At 67.0% G+C, this 19,744-nt stretch carries 16 protein-coding genes and 1 tRNA gene; 15 read left to right on the top strand and 2 right to left on the bottom strand.

All coding sequences use genetic code 11. The features are described from left to right. Positions 1 to 26 precede the first annotated feature (26 nt). The 4 genes from H0523_RS06400 to H0523_RS06385 are packed head-to-tail and all read left to right on the top strand — an operon-like array spanning position 27 to position 2,126. Positions 27 to 386 (top strand): hypothetical protein, encoded by a 360-nt coding sequence (locus H0523_RS06400; RefSeq protein ID WP_054429992.1) that lies wholly within the window; start codon positions 27 to 29, stop codon positions 384 to 386. Positions 387 to 397: 11 nt separating this feature from the next. Beyond that, positions 398 to 910 (top strand): hypothetical protein, encoded by a 513-nt coding sequence (locus H0523_RS06395; RefSeq protein WP_054429994.1) that lies wholly within the window; start codon positions 398 to 400, stop codon positions 908 to 910. Between the two features lie 47 nt (positions 911 to 957). Further along, positions 958 to 1,539, top strand: coding sequence for a hypothetical protein (locus H0523_RS06390; protein ID WP_054429995.1), 582 nt, complete (start codon positions 958 to 960; stop codon positions 1,537 to 1,539). Between the two features lie 5 nt (positions 1,540 to 1,544). Then, the gene (locus H0523_RS06385; protein WP_054429997.1) at positions 1,545 to 2,126 is read left to right on the top strand and encodes a hypothetical protein; all 582 of its coding nucleotides are present in this window, start codon (positions 1,545 to 1,547) and stop codon (positions 2,124 to 2,126) included. Positions 2,127 to 2,149: 23 nt separating this feature from the next. Here the strand turns inward: H0523_RS06385 and H0523_RS32445 are convergent, their stop codons facing one another. Then, on the bottom strand, positions 2,150 to 2,275 hold the full coding sequence (locus tag H0523_RS32445; RefSeq protein ID WP_006395902.1) for a hypothetical protein: 126 nt from the start codon (positions 2,273 to 2,275) through the stop codon (positions 2,150 to 2,152). Between the two features lie 464 nt (positions 2,276 to 2,739). Further along, positions 2,740 to 2,826, bottom strand: a tRNA-Leu gene (locus tag H0523_RS06375). A 47-nt stretch (positions 2,827 to 2,873) separates the two neighbouring features. Here H0523_RS06375 and dapC point away from each other — a divergent pair. The 11 genes from dapC (at position 2,874) to H0523_RS06320 (ending at position 19,619) form a co-directional block, all read left to right on the top strand. Beyond that, on the top strand, positions 2,874 to 4,070 hold the full coding sequence (gene dapC, locus H0523_RS06370) for a succinyldiaminopimelate transaminase (RefSeq protein ID WP_054429999.1): 1,197 nt from the start codon (positions 2,874 to 2,876) through the stop codon (positions 4,068 to 4,070). Between the two features lie 28 nt (positions 4,071 to 4,098). Beyond that, on the top strand, positions 4,099 to 4,920 hold the full coding sequence (gene dapD, locus H0523_RS06365; protein WP_054430001.1) for a 2,3,4,5-tetrahydropyridine-2,6-dicarboxylate N-succinyltransferase: 822 nt from the start codon (positions 4,099 to 4,101) through the stop codon (positions 4,918 to 4,920). Continuing rightward, complete coding sequence (gene dapE, locus H0523_RS06360) at positions 4,920 to 6,059, top strand: succinyl-diaminopimelate desuccinylase (protein WP_054430003.1); 1,140 nt, start codon at positions 4,920 to 4,922, stop codon at positions 6,057 to 6,059. The genes dapD and dapE overlap by 1 nt, the downstream gene beginning before the upstream one ends. Positions 6,060 to 6,069: 10 nt before the next feature. Beyond that, complete coding sequence (gene prmB / locus H0523_RS06355) at positions 6,070 to 6,966, top strand: 50S ribosomal protein L3 N(5)-glutamine methyltransferase (RefSeq protein WP_054430006.1); 897 nt, start codon at positions 6,070 to 6,072, stop codon at positions 6,964 to 6,966. After that, a complete protein-coding gene (locus H0523_RS06350; protein WP_156349997.1) occupies positions 6,963 to 8,897 on the top strand; it encodes an ABC-F family ATP-binding cassette domain-containing protein in 1,935 nt (644 codons plus the stop codon). Before prmB ends, H0523_RS06350 begins: the two co-directional genes overlap by 4 nt. A 124-nt stretch (positions 8,898 to 9,021) precedes the next feature. Next, positions 9,022 to 9,510: an RNA polymerase sigma factor gene (locus tag H0523_RS06345; RefSeq protein WP_054430009.1), complete on the top strand. Its 489-nt coding sequence runs from the start codon at positions 9,022 to 9,024 to the stop codon at positions 9,508 to 9,510. After that, on the top strand, positions 9,507 to 10,439 hold the full coding sequence (locus tag H0523_RS06340) for a FecR family protein (RefSeq protein ID WP_054430011.1): 933 nt from the start codon (positions 9,507 to 9,509) through the stop codon (positions 10,437 to 10,439). The genes H0523_RS06345 and H0523_RS06340 overlap by 4 nt, the downstream gene beginning before the upstream one ends. A 263-nt stretch (positions 10,440 to 10,702) precedes the next feature. Then, on the top strand, positions 10,703 to 13,333 hold the full coding sequence (locus H0523_RS06335; protein WP_054430014.1) for a TonB-dependent receptor plug domain-containing protein: 2,631 nt from the start codon (positions 10,703 to 10,705) through the stop codon (positions 13,331 to 13,333). Positions 13,334 to 13,460: 127 nt separating this feature from the next. Then, positions 13,461 to 16,100, top strand: a complete 2,640-nt coding sequence (locus tag H0523_RS06330; protein ID WP_054430016.1) for a TonB-dependent receptor plug domain-containing protein — start codon at positions 13,461 to 13,463, stop codon at positions 16,098 to 16,100. Positions 16,101 to 16,206: 106 nt separating this feature from the next. Further along, positions 16,207 to 18,825, top strand: coding sequence for a TonB-dependent receptor (locus H0523_RS06325; RefSeq protein WP_054430017.1), 2,619 nt, complete (start codon positions 16,207 to 16,209; stop codon positions 18,823 to 18,825). Between the two features lie 131 nt (positions 18,826 to 18,956). Beyond that, on the top strand, positions 18,957 to 19,619 hold the full coding sequence (locus H0523_RS06320) for a hypothetical protein (protein ID WP_054430019.1): 663 nt from the start codon (positions 18,957 to 18,959) through the stop codon (positions 19,617 to 19,619). The last annotated feature ends 125 nt before the right edge of the window (positions 19,620 to 19,744 follow it).

The following is a 19,744-nucleotide window of genomic DNA, read 5'->3' as shown; positions in this document are numbered from 1 at the left end:
GTTTTTCGCACAGGACAGCGCCCACCATGACCATCGTCGTATACGCCGCCAACGCCCGCACCCTTTGGGAAACCATCCAGGCGGACATCGCCCCCATCAACGCCCGCACCACCACCAGCGGCAACAGCTGGCGCAAGGACGACAGCGGCCGCGCCACCAAGATCTACCGCGCCACGCCCACCGGCCAGCATGACGAACGCGCCTACTTCGTCGGCACCGTGCGCACCGGCCAACTGATGCTGCTGGACCTGCTGCCCGGCAGCGAAGCGCTGACCTGGCCGCTGTTCGGCGCCCTGCATGGCCACCTGTCCGGCATGCTGCTGGCGACGTATCCCGACGCCATCCTGTCGCTGAACCTGTTTCCCAACAAACCCACCGACGCATAAGAAACCACGCTGTGCTGCTGTTATCCGTGTGTGTACTGGCCGCCGCATCGCTGGGCGTGCTGACGTGGCGCATCGTGCGCCGACCCGCCGGCAAGACGCCCGGCGACATGGCCCGCTCGGCCGCCGCCGGCGCCGCCCTGTTCGCCGCGCTGGGGCCGCCGATAGGCACCCTGGTCTTCGCGCTGTTCATGGCCATCTCCACGATAAGCGTCGAGGCGCTGTTCACGTCGATCTTCCTGGTGCCCTGGTCATACCTGTACGGCGGCGTGCCCGCGCTGCTGTGCGGCCTGGTGGCGGGCGCCTGCCGCCCCGCCGCCGTGTCATGGCGCTCGTATTGCTGGCCAGGGTTGCTGGGCGGTCTCTACGCCTTCGTTTTCCTGCTGGGCTTTGCGGTGCGCGACTACACCCTGCCCGAGCTGAGCTTTCCGCTGTTCCTGGGCGGCCTGCCCGGACTGATAAGCGGCGCGGCCTGCGCGCGGGTGTTTTACGGCAAGCCGCAAGCCCCCGCCACCGCCGCCACCTGATCCATGCCTGCCCCACCCTGTTCTCCAATCACCCAATGGAAGCACCCATGACGATCTCCCTGCCTCGCCTGTTCGCCGCCCTGGCCGCCAGCCTCTGCGCCGGCGCCGCCCTGGCCGCTCCCGCCGCCTCGGTCGCCACCGCGCAGGCCAAACTGACCGCCATGACGCCCGCCTCGAAAATCGAGTGCCACGCCGCCGGCGGCAACGGCGCGCAATGCAGCGCCGACGGCTACACCGTGATGTACCTGGACAACTGCGGCGAAGGCGCCGCGTTCGGCTCGATCGCCGCCGACGGCGGCGTTGATTTGAACGACCGCGTCGACGGCCAGGGCAAGGTTGTCGCCCACGTGATGGATCGCCAGTTCGTCTGCATTCCCGCCATGGTGCGCAAGGGCGAGGAACAGCGCCACTACGTGATCGCCGTGCCCACCGCCAGCGTGCCCGCCTGCCGCGGCAATGACCTGTGCAAGGACGCCGACCTGCCGGTGGACTGGAAACAGGCCAAGCGCGGCCAGGCCTGCGAACGCACCAAGGCGGGCGACTACCAGGGCGACTGCGCGGCCGGCTGGGTCGACGTCGGCCAGATCGACCAGTACGAAACGCTGGCCCCCGCCAAGCCGGCCCGCTGAACGCCATGACGCGCCGCCTCGTCCCGATTGCCCTGCCGTTGATGGCGGCCCTGTCCGTTCCGGCCTGCGCGCTGGCCGCGAACGTCGTGGCGCAGCCCGATCCGCAAGCGCGCCAGCGGGTGGACCTGAGCGTGCGCATCGAAGGCGCGCCGGGTCCCTTCGAGCGCATCGACGGCCATGCCGACTACCGGGTCGAGAATCCGGACTGCGTGCCGCTGACCGCCGTCACTGGCGCCACGGTCGTTCCGGAGCAACGCGTGCCCGTCATATTCGAGCCCGCCGCCGATGGCGGCTATCGCGCCGAAATCCTGCTCGACCGCTTCCGCGGCGAGGACTATTACGGCAAGGGGGTATGCCATTGGGCGCTGGTCGGCGTGACCGCCGATCTGCGCCATGGGCAGGTCGACTTCAGTCCGGCGATCCACCTGGCCGACATCGCCGCCGGCCGCGACGTGGTGAAGCACTTTTCGAACAAGTCATACGCCAACGCCGGCAACGCGCGCATCGACATCGGCGCCGACAGCGCCAGCGCCTTCAACGATCCGCAGGCGACGTTCCGCATCCGGCTGCACGCCGCGGCGCGCTAGGCCGCGCCGGCCATCATGTCCCATCAATTGCCGGCGGCGCGGCGCAGTCTGTCCAATTCGGCGCGGTTCAGGCGCTTGGCCTCGTCCTCGGCGTAATCGCGCTCGCCCACTTCGTACTTGCCGTCATACAGGCAGCTGCTGCGGCTCACCCGGCATTCGAGGCTGACGCGCGACGAATCGGGACCGGATGACGACGCCGGCGCCGACCAGACATTCAGGGGGGAGGAGGAAGAACAGCCTGCTGCGAGCCCGGCAAGCAACAACATCAATGCGCCGCGGCCAAGTGATTGAATCGACAACAATTTACCCTCGCTCGACAAGAAAAGCCTGAGGCCTCTTTATAACAAGCGAGGGAAATACGGTACAGACGCTGCGGTACAGACGCTGCGGAACAGACACGTTAGTCCGGGGCCTATCCTGCCTCTGTCGGCCGCCGTGCCGCTCCGGCGGCATTCAACCCTTCCGCCCCATCAAGATTAATCAACCGATTGATCAACCATTTGATTAATAAGGACATTCCAAAGGGAGCAAAATGAAAAAACCCCGAGACACAAGCATGTCTCGGGGTCGTGGGACAGTGTCGGCGCGGCGCCAATCACCATCCGAATAGGGTTGGTGCGAAGGAGGGGACTCGAACCCCTACACCTGTTACGGCGTCAGGACCTAAACCTGGTGCGTCTACCAATTTCGCCACCTTCGCGATAGGCCAAGCCCGCTATTGTAGCTTGCTTGTTAAAATCTTGCGTCATGAATCCGCGCCTCGATGCCCTGCACCCCTACCCGTTCGAAAAACTGCGCGCCCTGCTGGCCTCGGCCAGCGCGCAGCCGGACGGCCTGACGCCCATCAACCTGTCGATCGGCGAGCCCAAACACGCCGCGCCGGAGCGCGTCGCGCAGGCCATCCGCGACAGCCTTGGCGGGCTGTCGGTGTACCCGTCGACCAAGGGCGATCCCGCGCTGCGCCAGGCCATCGCCAACTGGCTGGCGTCGCGCTACAGCATTCCGGCGCCGGACGCCGAGACCCAGGTGCTGCCGGCGCTGGGCTCGCGCGAAGCGCTGTTCGCCTTCACCCAGACGGTGATCGATCCGGCGGCCGGGTCGGTGGTGATCTGCCCCAACCCGTTCTACCAGATCTACGAGGGCGCCACGCTGCTGGCCGGCGCCACGCCCTACTACGTCAACGCCGACGCGCTGCGCAATTTCGCCTGCGACTGGAACCAGGTGCCGGACGAGGTCTGGAAAAAGACCCGCATGGTGTTCGTCTGCTCGCCCGGCAACCCGGCCGGCAACGTCATGACGCTGGACGAATGGGAAGACCTGTTCGCCCTGTCCGACCGCCACGGCTTCGTGATCGCCTCCGACGAGTGCTATTCCGAGATCTACCTGGACGAAGGCAATCCGCCGCTGGGCGGCCTGCAGGCGGCGCGCCGCCTGGGCCGCAACGACTACCGCAACCTGGTGGCGTTCTCCAGCCTGTCCAAGCGCTCGAACGTGCCGGGCCTGCGCTCGGGTTTCGTGGCGGGCGACGCCGCGCTGATCGGCCGCTTCCTGCGCTACCGCACGTATCATGGCAGCGCCATGAGCCCGCTGGTGTCGGCGGCCAGCATCGCCGCCTGGACCGACGAGGCCCACGTCAAGGACAACCGCCGCCTGTACCGCGAGAAATTCGAGGCCGTGCTGCCGATCCTGCGGAACGTGCTGGACGTGCAGCGTCCCCAGGCCTCGTTCTACCTGTGGGCGGCCACCCCGGGTTCGGATACCGCGTTTGCGCGCGACCTTTATGGCCGTACCGGTGTTACCGTGCTGCCGGGCAGTTTCCTGGCGCGCGAGGCGCACGGTGTGAATCCTGGGCAGGGGCGCATCCGCCTGGCCCTGGTGGCGCCTTTGGCCGACTGCGTGCAGGCGGCCGAACGCATCGCCCATTTCGTACATACTTCTGTTTGATCAACCTTTTTTGAAAAGCTGAGCCGCTATGACTCTCGACCTGCAGACCACCATCGAAAAAGCCTGGGACGACCGGGCCAACCTGTCGCCCTCCGACGCCAGCGCCGAAGTGCGCGAAGCCGTCGAACACACCATCGACGGGCTGGACCTGGGCCGCCTGCGCGTGGCCGAGAAAATCAACGACGACTGGGTCGTGCACCAGTGGATCAAGAAGGCCGTGCTGCTGTCGTTCCGCCTGTACGACAACGCCATCATGGGCCAGGCCCCGCTGCAGTTCTACGACAAGGTGCCGCTCAAGTTCTCGGAATACGGCGACAACGCCTTCAAGCAAGGCGGCTACCGCGTGGTGCCGCCCGCCGTCGCCCGCCGCGGCGCCTTCATCGGCCGCAACGTGGTGCTGATGCCCTCGTACGTCAACATCGGCGCCTACGTCGATGAAGGCACCATGGTCGACACCTGGGCCACCGTCGGCTCGTGCGCCCAGATCGGCAAGAACGTCCACCTGTCCGGCGGCGTCGGCATCGGCGGCGTGCTCGAGCCGCTGCAGGCCAACCCCACCATCATCGAAGACAACTGCTTCATCGGCGCCCGCTCGGAAGTCGTCGAAGGCGTGATCGTCGAAGAGAACTCGGTGCTGGCCATGGGCGTGTACCTGTCGCAAAGCACCAAGATCTATGACCGCGCCACGGGCAAGATCACCTACGGCCGCGTGCCGTCGGGCTCGGTGGTGGTGCCGGGCTCGCTGCCCTCGGCCGACGGCTCGCACAGCCTGGCCTGCGCCGTCATCGTCAAGCGTGTCGACGCGCAGACCCGCGCCAAGACCAGCATCAACGATCTGCTGAGGGCGTAATGGCGGCTTCGGTTGTTCTGGATCTGGTCAAGGACCTGATCGCCCGTCCGTCGGTGACCCCGGCGGACGCCGATTGCCAGGCGACGCTGGCCGCGCGCCTGGCGCGCATCGGCTTCACCTGCGAAACCATCGCCCAGGGCGGCGTCACCAACCTGTGGGCGCGCCGTGGCAACACCGCGCCGCTGGTGGTCTTCGCCGGCCACACCGACGTGGTGCCGCCGGGCCCGCGCGCGAAGTGGGAAAGCGACCCGTTCGTGCCCACCGAGCGTGACGGCTACCTGTACGGCCGCGGCGCCGCCGACATGAAGAGCTCGATCGCCGCCTTCGTGGTGGCGGCCGAGGAATTCGTGGCGGCCCACCCGCAGCACGGCGGCTCGATCGCCCTCCTGATCACGTCCGACGAGGAAGGCCCGTCGATCGACGGCACCGCCATCGTCTGTGACGCGCTCAAGGCGCGCGGCGAGCAGATGGACTACTGCATCGTCGGCGAACCCACCTCGGGCGACGTGCTCGGCGATACCTGCAAGAACGGTCGCCGCGGCTCGCTGTCGGGCACGTTGACGGTCAAGGGCATCCAGGGCCACGTGGCCTACCCGCATCTGGCGCGCAACCCGGTGCACCAGCTGGCGCCGGCGCTGGCCGAGATCGTCGCGATCGAGTGGGACCAGGGCAACGAGTACTTCCCGCCGACCACGTTCCAGGTCTCGAACCTGAACTCGGGCACGGGCGCCACCAACGTGGTGCCGGGCGACGCCGTGGCGCTGTTCAACTTCCGCTTCGCCACCGCCAGCACGCCGGAAAGCCTGCAGGCGCGGGTGCACGAAGTGCTGGACCGCCATGGCCTGGAATACACGCTGGACTGGGAACTGGGCGGCGAGCCCTTCCTGACCCCGCGCGGCTCGCTGACGGATGCGCTGGTCAAGGCCATCCGCGAGGAAACCGGCGTGACGGCCGAGCTGTCGACCACCGGCGGCACGTCCGATGGCCGCTTCATCGCCAAGATCTGCCCGCAGGTCATCGAGTTCGGCCCCTGCAACGCCACGATCCACAAGGTCAACGAGCGCATCGAGCTGGCCTCGCTGGACCCGTTGAAAAACATCTATCGGCGCACGCTGGAAAACCTCCTGCCCGCCAAGTAAGAAGCCTCTCATGTATCAATCCGCCCGCCAAGAACTGCTGACCCTGCGCGACCTGATCCGCTATGGCGTATCGCGCCTGAACGCCGCCCAGGTGGCGCTGGGACACGGCAGCGACAACGCCTGGGACGAGACGGTCTATCTGGTCCTGCACGCGCTGCACCTGCCGCTGGACACGCTGGAGCCCTTCCTGGACGCCCGCGTGCTCAGCGAGGAACGCAACCGCGTGCTGGAGCTGATCGACCGCCGCGTCACCGAGCGCGTGCCGGCCGCGTATCTCACCAACGAGGCCTGGCTGCGCGGGCATCGCTTCTACGTGGACGCGCGCGTCATCGTGCCGCGCTCGCCCATCGCGGAGCTGCTGGACGAAGGCCTGTCGCCCTGGGTGCAGGACGCGCAGGCCGTCGACAGCGTGCTGGACATGTGCACGGGTTCGGGCTGCCTGGCGATCCTGTCGGCGCTGGCCTTCCCCTATGCCCAGGTGGACGCCGTCGACGTGTCGCCCGACGCGCTCGAGGTCGCGCGCCGCAACGTCGACGACTACGGCCTGGCCGACCGGCTGGCGCTGCACCAGAGCGATCTATTCGACAACCTGCCCGAACGCCAGTACGACGTGATCGTCTGCAACCCGCCCTACGTCAACAGCGGCTCGATGGACGTGCTGCCGCAGGAATACCGCCACGAGCCGCAACTGGCCCTGGCCGGCGGCACGGATGGCATGGACCTGGTGCGCCGCATTCTGCAGGCCGCGCCGCGCTACCTGTCGGAGAACGGCGTGCTGGTGCTGGAAATCGGCCACGAGCGCGATTTCTTCGAAGCCGCCTTCCCTGAGCTGTCGCCGGTGTGGCTGGATACGGAAGAAGCCTCCGACCAGTTGCTACTGCTGACCCGCGAACAGTTGACGACGTGATCCGCGCCTCTGGATTGACCCTGCGCCGCGGCACCAAGGTGCTGCTGGACGATGCCGAATTCGTGGTGCACCCGGGCGAGCGCGTCGGCATCGTCGGCAAGAACGGCGCCGGCAAGTCGTCGCTGTTCGCGCTGCTGACCGGCGCGCTGGACCTGGACGCCGGCAACCTGGCGCTGCCGGCCGGCTGGCGCATCGCCAGCGTCGAGCAGGAACTGCATGCCGACGACCGCCCCGCGCGTGAATTCGTCATCGACGGCGACACGCCGCTGCGCGCGCTGCAGGCGCGCCGCGCCGAACTCACCGACGACCAGGGCACGCAGATCGCCGAGGTCGAGGCGGCGCTGGTCGAGGCCGGCGCCTGGAGCGCGGCCTCGCGCGCCGAACAGCTGCTGGCCGGCCTGGGCTTCAAGCCGGCCGAATGGAGCCAGCCGGTGGCGAGCTTCTCCGGCGGCTGGCGCATGCGCCTGGCGCTGGCGCGCGCGCTGATGGCGCCGTCCGAGCTGCTGCTGCTGGACGAGCCCACCAACCACCTGGACCTGGACGCCATGCTGTGGCTGGAGAAATGGCTGGCCGCCTATCCCGGCACCGTCATGCTGATCTCCCACGACACCGAGTTCCTGGACGCGGTGGCCAAGTCCATCCTGCATTTCGATCACGCCAAGCTGGTGCGCTACCGCGGCGGCTACGGCGACTTCCTGACGCAGCGCGCCGAGCGCCTGCGCCAGACCAACATCGCCTACGAGCGCCAGACCCGCGAAACCGCGCGCCTGCAAGGCTTCATCGACCGCTTCAAGGCCAAGGCCTCCAAGGCCAAGCAGGCCCAGAGCCGGGTCAAGGCCCTGGCGCGCATGCAGGTGCTGGCGCCGCTTCAGGCCGAGGCCGGCATCGACATCCGCATCCCCTCGCCCGAGCAGGTGCCGGATCCGCTGCTGACGCTGGAACACCTGTCGGCCGGCTATACCGACGCGGCCGGCAACGATGTGCCGATCCTGCGCGACGTGACGCTGATGGTGCGCGCCGGCAGCCGCGTCGGCGTGCTGGGCGCCAACGGCGCCGGCAAGAGCACGCTGATCAAGACCCTGGCCGAGGAACTGCCGGTGCAGGCCGGCGAACGCCGCGCCTCGCGCGGGCTGGCGATCGGCTACTTCCACCAGCACCAGCTCGACATGCTGGACGTGGACAGCACGCCGCTGGCCCACCTGGCGCGGCTGTCGCCGGAAACCCGCGAGCAGGAGCTGCGCAATTACCTGGGCGGCTTCGGCTTCTCGGGCGACACGGTCAACAGCAAGGTCGGCCCGATGTCCGGCGGCGAAAAGGCTCGCCTGGCGCTGTCGCTGATCGTCTGGCAGAAGCCCAACCTGCTGCTGCTGGACGAACCCAGCAACCACCTGGACGTCGAGACGCGCGAGGCCCTGGCCGCCGCGCTGGCCGAGTTCGGCGGCAGCATGCTGCTGGTCTCGCACGATCGCCACCTGCTGCGCACCACCGTGGACAGCTTCTGGATCGTGGCCGACGGCGCCGTGCGCGAATTCGACGGCGACCTGGAGGACTATCGCGACTGGCTCGCCGCCCGCAACGCCGGCGAACGCGCCGAGGCCGCCCGCGAAAGCGCCGAGAACGGCGAGGCCGTGGTCGACCGCAAGGCGCAACGCCGCGCCGAGGCCGAGCAGCGCCAACGCCTGTCGGCGCTGCGCAAGCCGCTGGAAGCCAAGCTGGCCAAGGTCGAGACCGAGATGGAGAAGCTGCGCGTCAAGCTGCAGGCGCTGGACGGCGTCATCGCCGACCCGGACTTGTATTCCGACGCCCGCCGCGCTGAACGCCAGAAGGTCATGGCCGAGCACGGCGAACACGGCAAGCGCCTGGAAACGCTGGAAGAGCAGTGGCTCGAACTGCAGGGCTCGCTGGAAGAAATCGAACAGGGCGAAGCCTGATCGACGTGCGGACGGCGCGCGCCGTCCGCGCTTTCCCGCGACAGTGAAACACGCATTAACAATAATAATTATCATTTATAATATTCAGCGAATCTGACTCTATCTGGCGCCCGCCGTCAGCGACATGTCTTCGCTTACCGATGTATTTCTCCGGCACTACCGCGAAGTGCTGGGCTTCCTGGCCATGCGCACCGGCTCGCGCGACGTGGCCCAGGACTGCGCCCAGGACACGTGGATCAAGCTGGCCGAGTTCAAGGACAGGACCCTTCCGGACAACGACCGCGCCTATGTCTTCCGGGTGGCGGCCAACATCGCCACCGACTGGCATCGCCGGCGCGGCCGTGAAATGGGCGCGGTCGCCGACTACGCCGCCGCGCAGCCGCCGGCCTTCGAGGCCGACACGCTGGAGGTCGCCTCGGCCAACCAGTTGCTGCGCCGGCTCGAAGCCGCCCTGCTGCGCCAGCCGCGCCGCAGCCTCGACGTATTCGTCCTGCATCGCCACGAAGGCCTGACCTACCGCGCCATCGCCGAACGCTTCGCCATCTCGGTCAGCGCGGTCGAAAAGCACATGATGCGCATCCTGCTGGCCTGCGACCAGGCCCTGACCGCGTGAACAAGGCCGCCGCCCACGGCAACGCCACGGCCGCCGACGAACAGGCCTCGCGCTGGGTCATCCGCCACGGCGGCCAGCCGCTGGACGCGCAGACACAGGCCGAATTCGACACCTGGTACCACGCCGATCCCCGCCATGCCGCCGCCTACGACCGCCTGGCGCGCGTCTGGCGCCGCATGGGCGAGATCGACCGCGGCAAGCTGGCCGTCCGTGCGCCGCGCAAACGCCGCGCGCTACTGACCCTGGCGCTGGTCACGGCGGCGGGCATGGCCGCCTATACCCTGCGCGACTTCCAGCCGGGCGCCGACTACGCCAGCGGCACGCAGCCGCTGCGCGTCGCCCTGCCCGACGGCTCGCGCGCTATCCTCGACGCGCATTCGGCCATCGCCGTGGACTTCGGAGCGGGCAAGCGCGAAGTGCGCCTGCTGGCCGGCCAGGCCCTGTTCGAGGCGACGCCCCGCGGCGCCGATGGCCCCGCCTTCACGGTCGTCACCGCGGACGCCAACGCCACGGCGCTGGGCACGCGCTACGCGGTCGCCCGCGATGCCGATGCGACCCGCGTCACCGTCTACCAGCATCAGGTGGCGGTGCAATGCCAGGCCTGCGCCGACGGGCAGCCACAGATCCTCGAACCGGGGCAACGCATCACGGTCTCGGCCGGCGGCATGATCCGCGACCCGGCGCCGCGCGAAACCGCCCCCGCCTGGAGCCAGGGACTGCTGGCCTTCAACGACACCGCGCTGCCCGACGCCGCCGCGCAGCTGGCGCGCTACACCGGCAAGCGCATCCTGGTGCTGGGCGCACTGGCGCGCGGCACCCGCGTGTCCGGCACGGCGAGCATCGCCGATCCCAAGCGCGCGCTCGACCTGCTGCTGGCGCAGACCAAGGTCGGCATCACCGATCTGCCCGGCCTGCTGATCCTGCGCTGAGGGATTTCTCTTGCAGGGCTGGCGGGTTCGGCGCGATCCGCATGGCCGGGCATCGCCTGCACCTCAGGCGCATCAGCTTCCCGCGACGCCGCCCTTTCACGCTCCCCGCTACTCGCGATATCCCGGACTGCGCTCGCCGTCTTCCGCTGGGATTCTCAATCAGTAAATAAGAATCAATATAAATTATTCATCAACTTTGCAATGAGGGGTTGCGTCCTACGCCGCGTCCTACGGCTGACATCAACACAGCGTAGGACGTTTTCATGCCTTTCCCTCTTGACCGCAAACGCCGGCCCAGCGCCTCGGCCGCCCTTCTTTGCGTCATGCTGGCCATTGCCGCGCCCGTCATCGCCCAGCCGCCCGCGCGCACCATTGTGTATGACATTCCGTCGCAGGCGCTGGGCGACGCCCTGCTCGCGCTCGGCCGCCAATCGGGCCTGGAGATCTCGTTCCCGCCAGCCGCCGTGGCCGGCAAGGTATCGCCCGCCCTGCAAGGCGAGTATTCCGCCCTGCTGGCGCTGGACCGCCTGCTGGCCGGTTCCGGCCTGGCCCTGCGCGCCGACGGCCCGGGCCGCTACATCGTCTTCGTCGACAAGACCCATCCCTTCTCCACCTCTCGGCTGGAGCCGGTGCGGGTCTACGGCGAGCAGGCCGGCGAACGCATCTACAGCCAGGAAGAGATCGCCGAAACGCCGTCGTCCAACCGCGACCTGAGCACGCTCGTGGCCAGCCACCCGGCGGTGCGCACCAACCCGGGCGTCAGCGGCTCGCAGAACCGCGGCTCGCTCAACGTCGAAGACATCTCCTTCCACGGCTCCAGCCCCTACCAGAACCTGTTCCAGATCGACGGCATCGACGCCACCAACCGCGTCGACCCGGCCAGCAAGAACCTCAACCTGCAGGTCGGCAACGTCCCCAGCAACCCGCAGTCGTACTTCGTCGACACCAGCCTGCTGGAGGCGGTGCGCGTGTACGACAGCTTCGTGCCGGTCGAATACGGCCGCTTCACCGGCGGCGTGGTCGATGCGCGCCTGCGTCGCTTCTCCGGCGAGAACCACCTGAAGTTCGACTACCGCTGGAACACCTCGAAGATGACGCAACAGCAGGTGTCCGAGGGCGAGGAGAACAGCTGGGCGCAGGGCCAGCCCGGCTATTCGCCCGAATGGAAGAAGCGCTTCTATTCGGCCGTGGGCGATTTCGCCTTCAACGACAAATCCGGCGTGGTGCTGGCCATGTCGCGCCGCGAATCCGACATCACGCGCTGGAACATGGGGGTGGACGACAAGGGCCAGCCGCAACAGGGCCAGGACACCTACCGCGACCGCGTCGACAACTTCCTGGGCAAGTTCAGCGTGCGCGCCAGCGCCGACACCACCGCCGACCTGACGCTCAAGTACAGCGACCGCAGCGAGACCTTGTCGAGCTACCTGTTCCGCGACACGCACTGGGACAACAACCACGGCGCCTACGGCCTGAGCGGCAACCTGGACCACCTGTTCCAGGGCGGCCGCGTCTCGCTGCAGGCCGGCTGGGACCATGCCACCAGCGATCGCCAGTCGGTCGGCGATGAACTGGTGACCTATCAACCCTACAGGCTGCCGCAATACACCGCGGGCGGCTTCGGCAAGGAGCAGACGCGGCAGGACACCTGGACCCTCAAGGGCCGCATCGATCTCGATCCCGTGCGCACCGGCATCTTCACCCACAGCCTGTACGCGGGCGCCGACCTGCAGCAGATCGACGCCGGCTTCAAGCGCTTCCAGGATTCGTATTCGTTCCGCCGCGCCTACAACAACAAGGGCACCTACCAGGACTTCAGCAAGGTCCACTACCTGCCCGGCACGGTCAACGTGAAATACAACATGGCCAGCGTGTACCTGTCCGACCGCATCGAATGGCAACGGCTGGCGCTGGATGCGGGCGTGCGCTACGACCGCGAGACCTTCCTGGGCAACACCAACCTGTCGCCGCGCACGCGCCTGGAATGGGACGTGCTGGGCTCGGGCGACACGCTGCTGAGCGCGGGCTGGTCGCGCTACTACGGCAGCGAGGTGCTGGAAACCGCGCTGGAAGCCGAGCGCAGCCGCCTGCGCCGGCAGGTGCTCGACAGCAAGGGAAGGCCCGTGACCGACGGCGGCAAGGAATACTTCGTGGACTACCGCGGCCTGCGCATGCCCTACGACGACGAATGGGCGGTCTCGCTGCGCCAGCGCATGGCGGGCATCGAGGGCCTGCTGAGCTACGTGCACCGCAATGGCCGCGACCAATGGACCAAGAGCGGCACGCAGGCCACGGGCTACACCTACAACAACGACGGCTTTTCCACCACCGACGGCGTCAGCCTGACGCTGCGCACGCTGGAACCCTGGCGCCTGGGTCCGACGCGCTGGAACATGCAGGCATCGTGGAGCTGGCAGAAGCGTAAGACCAACGGCGACCTGGTCACCGGCTACACGGCCGATGCGCGCGATCCGGATGACCGGGTGATCTACAACGGCTCGGAGATCCGCGCCATCGACCTGCCGCCCAGCACCTTCTACCAGCCCCAGGTCGCTACGCTCACGCTGATCGGCGCCTACCCGCGCGCCGGCCTGACCTGGAGCAACAAACTGAACTGGCGCAGCAAGCGCGACGCCACCATCCACGTCGGCGTCGGTCCGCGGCCGGATTACCTGGACCGCTACGAATCCGGCGAGCTGCCGTCGTACTGGACCTGGGACACCAAGCTGGCGTGGCAGCCGACCTTCGCGCGCAACCTGGAATTCACGGTGGAAGTGCTGAACCTGCTGAACCGCATGCCGGCGGTCACGGCCAGCAATCCCAACCTGAAGACCAACCGCAGCACGTTCCAGTCGGGACGCGAGCTGTGGTTGCAGGTGGGGTATCGGTTCTGAAGCGGCGCCCGCCCCTTCCCTTGGTCTGAACTTGCAGGTGCATGCAGGGTTTTCGCCGTCCGGGCGCTGAGGTCTGCCGCCGCCCGGCGCGTCCTCTGGCTGAATTCAAAACAGCCAGAGGCGCCCCATGCTTTTCTCCTTTACTCCTTCGTCCCGGCGCCGCTACGGCGCCTGGGCCACAGCCGTCTGCACGGCGCTGACCTGGGCCGCGCCGTCAGCGGCCCAGCGCGCCCCGCTCGCCCACGTCTACGACATTCCCGCCCAAGCGCTCGGTGACGCGCTGCTGGCGCTCGGCCGCCAGGCCGGCCTGGAAATCTCCTTCCCGCCGGCCGCCGTCGCCGGCAAGGTCTCGCCCGCCCTGCAAGGCGAGTATTCGGCGCTGCTGGCGTTGAACCGCCTGCTGGCCGGCTCCGGCCTGGCGCTGCACGCCGATGGGCCGCGGCGCTACATCGTCTTCGCCGACAAGGCCACGCCATTCTCGGCGTCGCGGCTGGAGCCGGTCCGGGTCTACGGCGAGCAGACCGGCGAACGCATCTATAGCCGCGAGGAAATCGCCGCGACGCCCTCGTCCAATCGCGATCTGAGCACGCTGGTGGCGACGCATCCGGCGGTGCGTACCGATCCGGGCGCGGCCAGTTCACAAAACCGAGGCTCGCTCGACGTGGAAAGAATTTCATTTCATGGCGCCAGCCCCTACCAGAATCTGTTCCAGATCGACGGCACGGACGCCACCAACCGGGTGGACCCGGCCAGCCGCAACCTGAACCTGCAGATTGGCAACGTGCCCAGCAATCCGCAGTCGTACTTCATCGACACCCACCTGATCGACCAGGTCCGGGTGTACGACAGCTTCGTGCCGGTCGAGTACGGCCGCTTCACGGGCGGCGTGGTCGATGCGCGCCTGCGCCGCTTCTCCGGCCAGAACCACCTGCAATTCGATTACCGCTGGAACACCTCGAACATGACCCGACAGCAGGTCGCTCAAGGAGAAGAAACCAAATGGGCGCAAGGCAGCCCTGGATACTCGCCAGCGTGGACGAAACGCTTTTACTCGGCCGTGGGCGATATCGCTTTCAACGACAAGTCTGGTGTGGTGCTCGCCCTGTCGCATCGGCAATCCGACATCACTCGCTGGATCATGGGCGCGGACGACAAGGGCGAGCAGCCCCTGGCTACCCAGAACACCTATCGTGACCGCATCGACAATTTCCTGGGCAAATTCAGCGTGCTGGCCAGCGCTGATACCACGGCCGACCTGACGTTGAAGTACAGCGACCGCAGCGAAAGGCTGGCCAGCAATACCTTCCGCGACACGCACTGGGACAACAACCATAGCGCCTATGGCCTCAACGGCAATCTGGAGCGGCAATTGCAAGGCGGACGATTGACGTTGCAGGCAGGCTGGGACCGTGCCAGCAGCAACCGCCAATCGGTCGACAACGAATTCGTCACCCACGTGGTGTACAAGCTGCCGAAATACACCACGGGCGGCTTCGGCAAGGAACAGACGCGGCAGGACAGCTATACCCTCAAAGGCCGCATCGACCTGGATCCGTGGAACACCGGCGCGTTCACGCATACCTCCTATGCCGGCGTCGATCTGAACCAGATAACCGCCGGGTTCGAGCGCTTGCGGGATTCCTATTCCTACAAGCGCACCTACAACGGCGCCGGCGCCTACCGGGACAGCAACAAGAGCCACAACCTGCCCGGCACCGTCAATGTCAGGTACCACATGGCAAGCCTGTACCTGTCCGATCGCATCGAATGGCGCAGGTTGGCCCTGGATGCTGGCCTGCGATATGACCAGGAGAGCTTCCTCGGCACCCACAACGTGTCGCCGCGCACCCGCCTGGATTGGGACCTGTTCGGCGCCGGCGGCACCCTCCTGAGCGCGGGATGGTCGCGTTACTACGGCGCCGAGGTGCTTGAAACCGCCCTGGAAGCCGAACGCCATCGCCTGAGCCGCCTGGAGATCGACGGCAAGGGCAATCCCGTTGACGATGGCGCCAAGCCCTATAGGGTGGATTACGACGGATTGCGGCTGCCCCATGACGACGAATGGGCGGTTTCGCTGCGCCAGCGTCTGGCCGGGCTGGAAGGCCAGCTGAGCTATGTGCACCGCAACGGCCGGGACCAGTGGACCAAGCGCAGCACCGGCATTGGCAGTTACCGGTACACCAATGACGGCCGATCCACCACTGACAGCGTCACCCTGGCACTCAGCACGCTGGAGCCGTGGCGCGTCGGCAAGACCCGCTGGAACCTGCTGGCCACCTGGGGATGGCAAAAGCGCAAGACCAACAACGACCTGCTCAAGGGCTATGACGGCGATGCGCGCGATCCCGACGACCGCGTGATCTACAACGGCGCCGAGATCCGCGCGATCGACCTGCCGCCCACCAGTTTCTACCAACCCCAGGTCGCCGCGCTCACCCTGATCGGCGCCTATCCGCGCATGGGCCTCACCTGGAGCAACATGCTGAACTGGCGCGGCAGGCGCGATGCCACGATCTATGAAGGCCGGGGACCCAAGCCGGAATACCTCGACCGCTTCAAATCCGGCGGCCTGCCCTCGTACTGGACCTGGGATACCAAGCTCACCTGGCAGCCCACTGCCGTGCCCAGCATGGAATTCGCGATCGAGGTGCTGAACCTGCTGAACCGCATGCCCGCGCTCACCGCGACCAACCCAAGAGGAAAGACCACGCCCAATACTTTCCAATCCGGCCGCGAACTCTGGCTCCAGGTCGGCTACCGCTTCTGATGCGGGAATAAGACGGCATGACGCATGCATCCCCCCTTTCCACACTGAGGCATCCCCCCGCCCCCCGCGTCCCACTGCTGACGACAACGGCCTCAAGGACGCCCTCATGCCCCGCCATTCCCTCCCCCGAGCATCGACGCTGCTGCTTTGCTTCCTGCTGGCCTTGGCCGCTCCCGCGGCCAGCCAGCCGTTGAACGATGCCGTCCGTCTATGCATCCCCGCTCTCCCCCTGGGCGACGCGCTGATCGAGCTGGGCCGTCAATCCGGCCTGGAGATATCGTTCCCGCCCGCAGCGGTTGCGGGCAAAGTCTCTCCCGTCGTGCGCGGCAGGTTTCCCGCCCGGTTGGCGCTCGACCAGATGCTGGAAGGCTCCGGCCTGGCATTGCGCGCGGAGGGCGCGAACCGCTACCTCATCTACGTCGACCAGCCAGACCCGACCCACACCTCGCGGCTCGATCCCGTGCGGGTCTATGGCGAACAGCTTGGCGAACGCGTCTACAGCCGCCAGGAGATCGCCACGACACCCTCGTCCAACCGAGATCTGAGCACCTTGGTAGCGACGCATCCCGCGGTGCGCACCAACCCCGGCGCCCACGGCGCGCAGAATCGCGGTTCGCTCGATGTCGAGGACATTTCCTTCTACGGCGCCAGTCCCTACCAGAACCTGTTCCAGATCGATGGCATCGATGCCACCAACCGCGTCGATCCGGCCAACAAGAACCTGGCCCAGGTAGGCGGCAATGTCCCCAGCAATCCACAGTCGTATTTCATCGACGCCAGCCTGCTGGAAGCCGTGCACGTGCACGACAGTTTCGTGCCGGTGGAATACGGACGATTCAATGGCGGCGTGGTGGACGCACGCCTGCGCCGCTTTTCCGGCGAGAACCACCTGAAGTTCGACTATCGGTGGAACACCTCGAACATGACTCGCCAGCGCGTCTCGCCGGGCCAGGAGAACAAATGGACCCAAGGCGAGCCGGGCTTCACGCCTCGATGGCAAAAGCGCTTCTACTCGGTGGTGGCGGACATTGCCGTCAACGACAAGGCGGGCATGGTGCTGGCCATGTCGCATCGGCAATCCCGGATAGCGCGCTGGGGCCTGAGCGCGGATGACGCAGGCAAGTCGCTGCGCACGCCGAACAACTATCGCGACCGCATCGACAACTTCCTGGGCAAGTTCAGCGTGCGCCCCGACGCCGACACCCTGGTCGATCTGACGCTGAAATACAGCGATCGCAGCGAAGCGCTGACCAGCAACACGGCCCGCGACACGCAATACGCCAACAACCATGGCGCGTATGGCCTGGCCGCCCGCCTGGAACACCGATTGCCGGCGGCGCGCCTGACCCTGCAGGCCGGCTGGGACCATGCCATGAGCAACCGCCGTTCGACGAGCCGCGAATGGGTGACGACACGCCCCTACAGGCTGCCCGTGTACTTCAAGGGCGGCTTCGGCCGGGAACAAAAACAGCAGGACACCGTGCTGCTCAAGGGGCGGATCGATCTGGATCCGCTACGCGCCCGGGCATTCACGCACAACGTCTACGCGGGCATCGACGCGCAGCGGATCGACGCGGCCTTCAAGCGGCCGAAGCTATCGACCGCCTACACGCGCACCTACGGCAGCACGGGCGGCTACACAGACAGCAATAGGTACCTGTGGCGGCCGGGAACGGTGCGGGCGCGCAGCCAGACGGCGGCGCTGTATCTCTCTGATCGCGTCGAGTGGCGGCGCCTGGCGCTGGATGCCGGGCTGCGCTATGACCACGAGAGCCTGTTCGGCAGCCACAGTGTCGCGCCGCGCACGCGCCTGGATTGGGATGTGCTCGGATCAGGCGCCACCGTGCTGAGCGGAGGATGGTCCCGCTACTTCGGCGGCGCCGTGCTGGAAACCGCCCTGGAAGCCCGGCGCCTGCGCCTGCTGCAACAGTTGACCGACTTCCGCGGCAATCCCGTGCCCGCCGGCAAACAGGATTTTGCCGTGGACTACAGCGGGCTGCGCATGCCCTATGACGACGAATGGGCATTCTCGCTGCGCCAACGCATGGCGGGCCTGGAAGGCCTGCTGGGCTATGTCCGCCGCGACGGCCGGCGGCAGTGGATCAAGAGCGGCAAGATCAACACCGGTTTCACCTACCGCAACGGCGGCAACTCCACGACCGACGCCGTCAGCCTGACGCTACGCACGCTGGAACCCTGGCGAGCCGGTCCGACCCGTTGGCACCTGCAGGTCTCATGGAGCTGGCAGAAGCGCAAGACCAACACCGACCTGGCCAAGGGTTATGACGACAACGCGCGCGGCCCCAACGACAGGGTGATCTACAACGGCGCACCCATCCGCACCATCGACCTGCCGCCGCGAAGTTTCCACCAGCCCCAATTGGCCGCGCTCACGCTGACCGGCGTCTATCCACGCGCCGGACTGACCTGGACCCATACGCTGAACTGGCGCGGCAGGCGCGACGACATCATCTATGTCGGCAGAGGCCCGGGCCCGTCCTTCCTCGATCGCTATCAATCCGGCGGCCTGCCCTCGTACTGGACCTGGGACACCCGGCTCTCGTGGCAGCCCCCCGTCATGCCCAGGCTCGAACTGACCATCGACATCCTCAATCTGCTCAACCGCATGCCCGCGATCGTGGCCGGTAATCCCACGCTGGCAAGCAACAACGCCACCTATCAATCCGGCCGCGAACTCTGGCTCCAGGTCGGCTACCGCTTCTGACCGCAAATCAGACCAGACACCATGGAGCGCCGGCGGCCTTGTCCCTACCATGCTTCGTGGCCATCCCGGCCATGGCGTATCAGCCTCGCCGCTGGAACCCGCGGGCCGCGCCACCACGCAGGAGCACGCGCATGGCATTGAACCGAGCCCAAACCAGAATCAAAGCCGCCATCGTGGCCCACGGCAGGCGGCATGGCGTCAACGCCCCGACCATCCAGATCGCGGCGGACGTCGCTTACCTCGAATCATCGTTCGGCGCCGCCTCGCACAGCGCCAGTCCCAGTTCGACCGCATCCGGACTGTTCCAGTACACCAACGAGGCCTGGCGCGAGCATCACTACACGCTGGGCAGCAAGGACGATCCGTCCAACCAGACCGCCGCCTTCTACAACGACTTGGCGCGCTACGTGTCCTGGTACACCAGCCCCGCCACCAATCGCCATATCCCCGACGACATGTCGCTGGGGGAATTCGTCTTCATCATGCACCACGGCGGCCGCGGCAGCATCCCATTGCCCAAGGACGTGGCCCTGGAACGCTACCGCAAAGAGGTCAACGACAAGACGCGGGCATTGACCGCCACCCACCCCGATCCCTACCCCGGCGCGCTGGTGATCAACGCCAACGCCTACACCGGCTACCGCGTCGAGGCGGACAGCGCGGGCTGCATCAAGCTGGCGCCCGATGGCGTGGCCTACATCGACTACATCCTGGAACCGCTGCTCTCCCAGGAAGAAAAACGGGCCATCGTCGCACGCGATCCGGACGGCGCATTCCATATTCTCGATGCCTGAGGCCGCTCGCGCCTCAGCGCCCAATCGACAGGCCGAAAGCCATATAGATTATTCATCGCTTGGGCACTGAGGTATCGCCACCGTCGTTGCGTCCTACGTCTGACATCAACGCAACCCGGAACGTA

The organism is Achromobacter insuavis, from assembly GCF_902859645.1.
Lineage (GTDB): Bacteria > Pseudomonadota > Gammaproteobacteria > Burkholderiales > Burkholderiaceae_B > Achromobacter > Achromobacter insuavis.
Note: the sequence above shows the minus strand (reverse complement) of the source record. Positions and strands in the feature narration are given on the sequence as shown.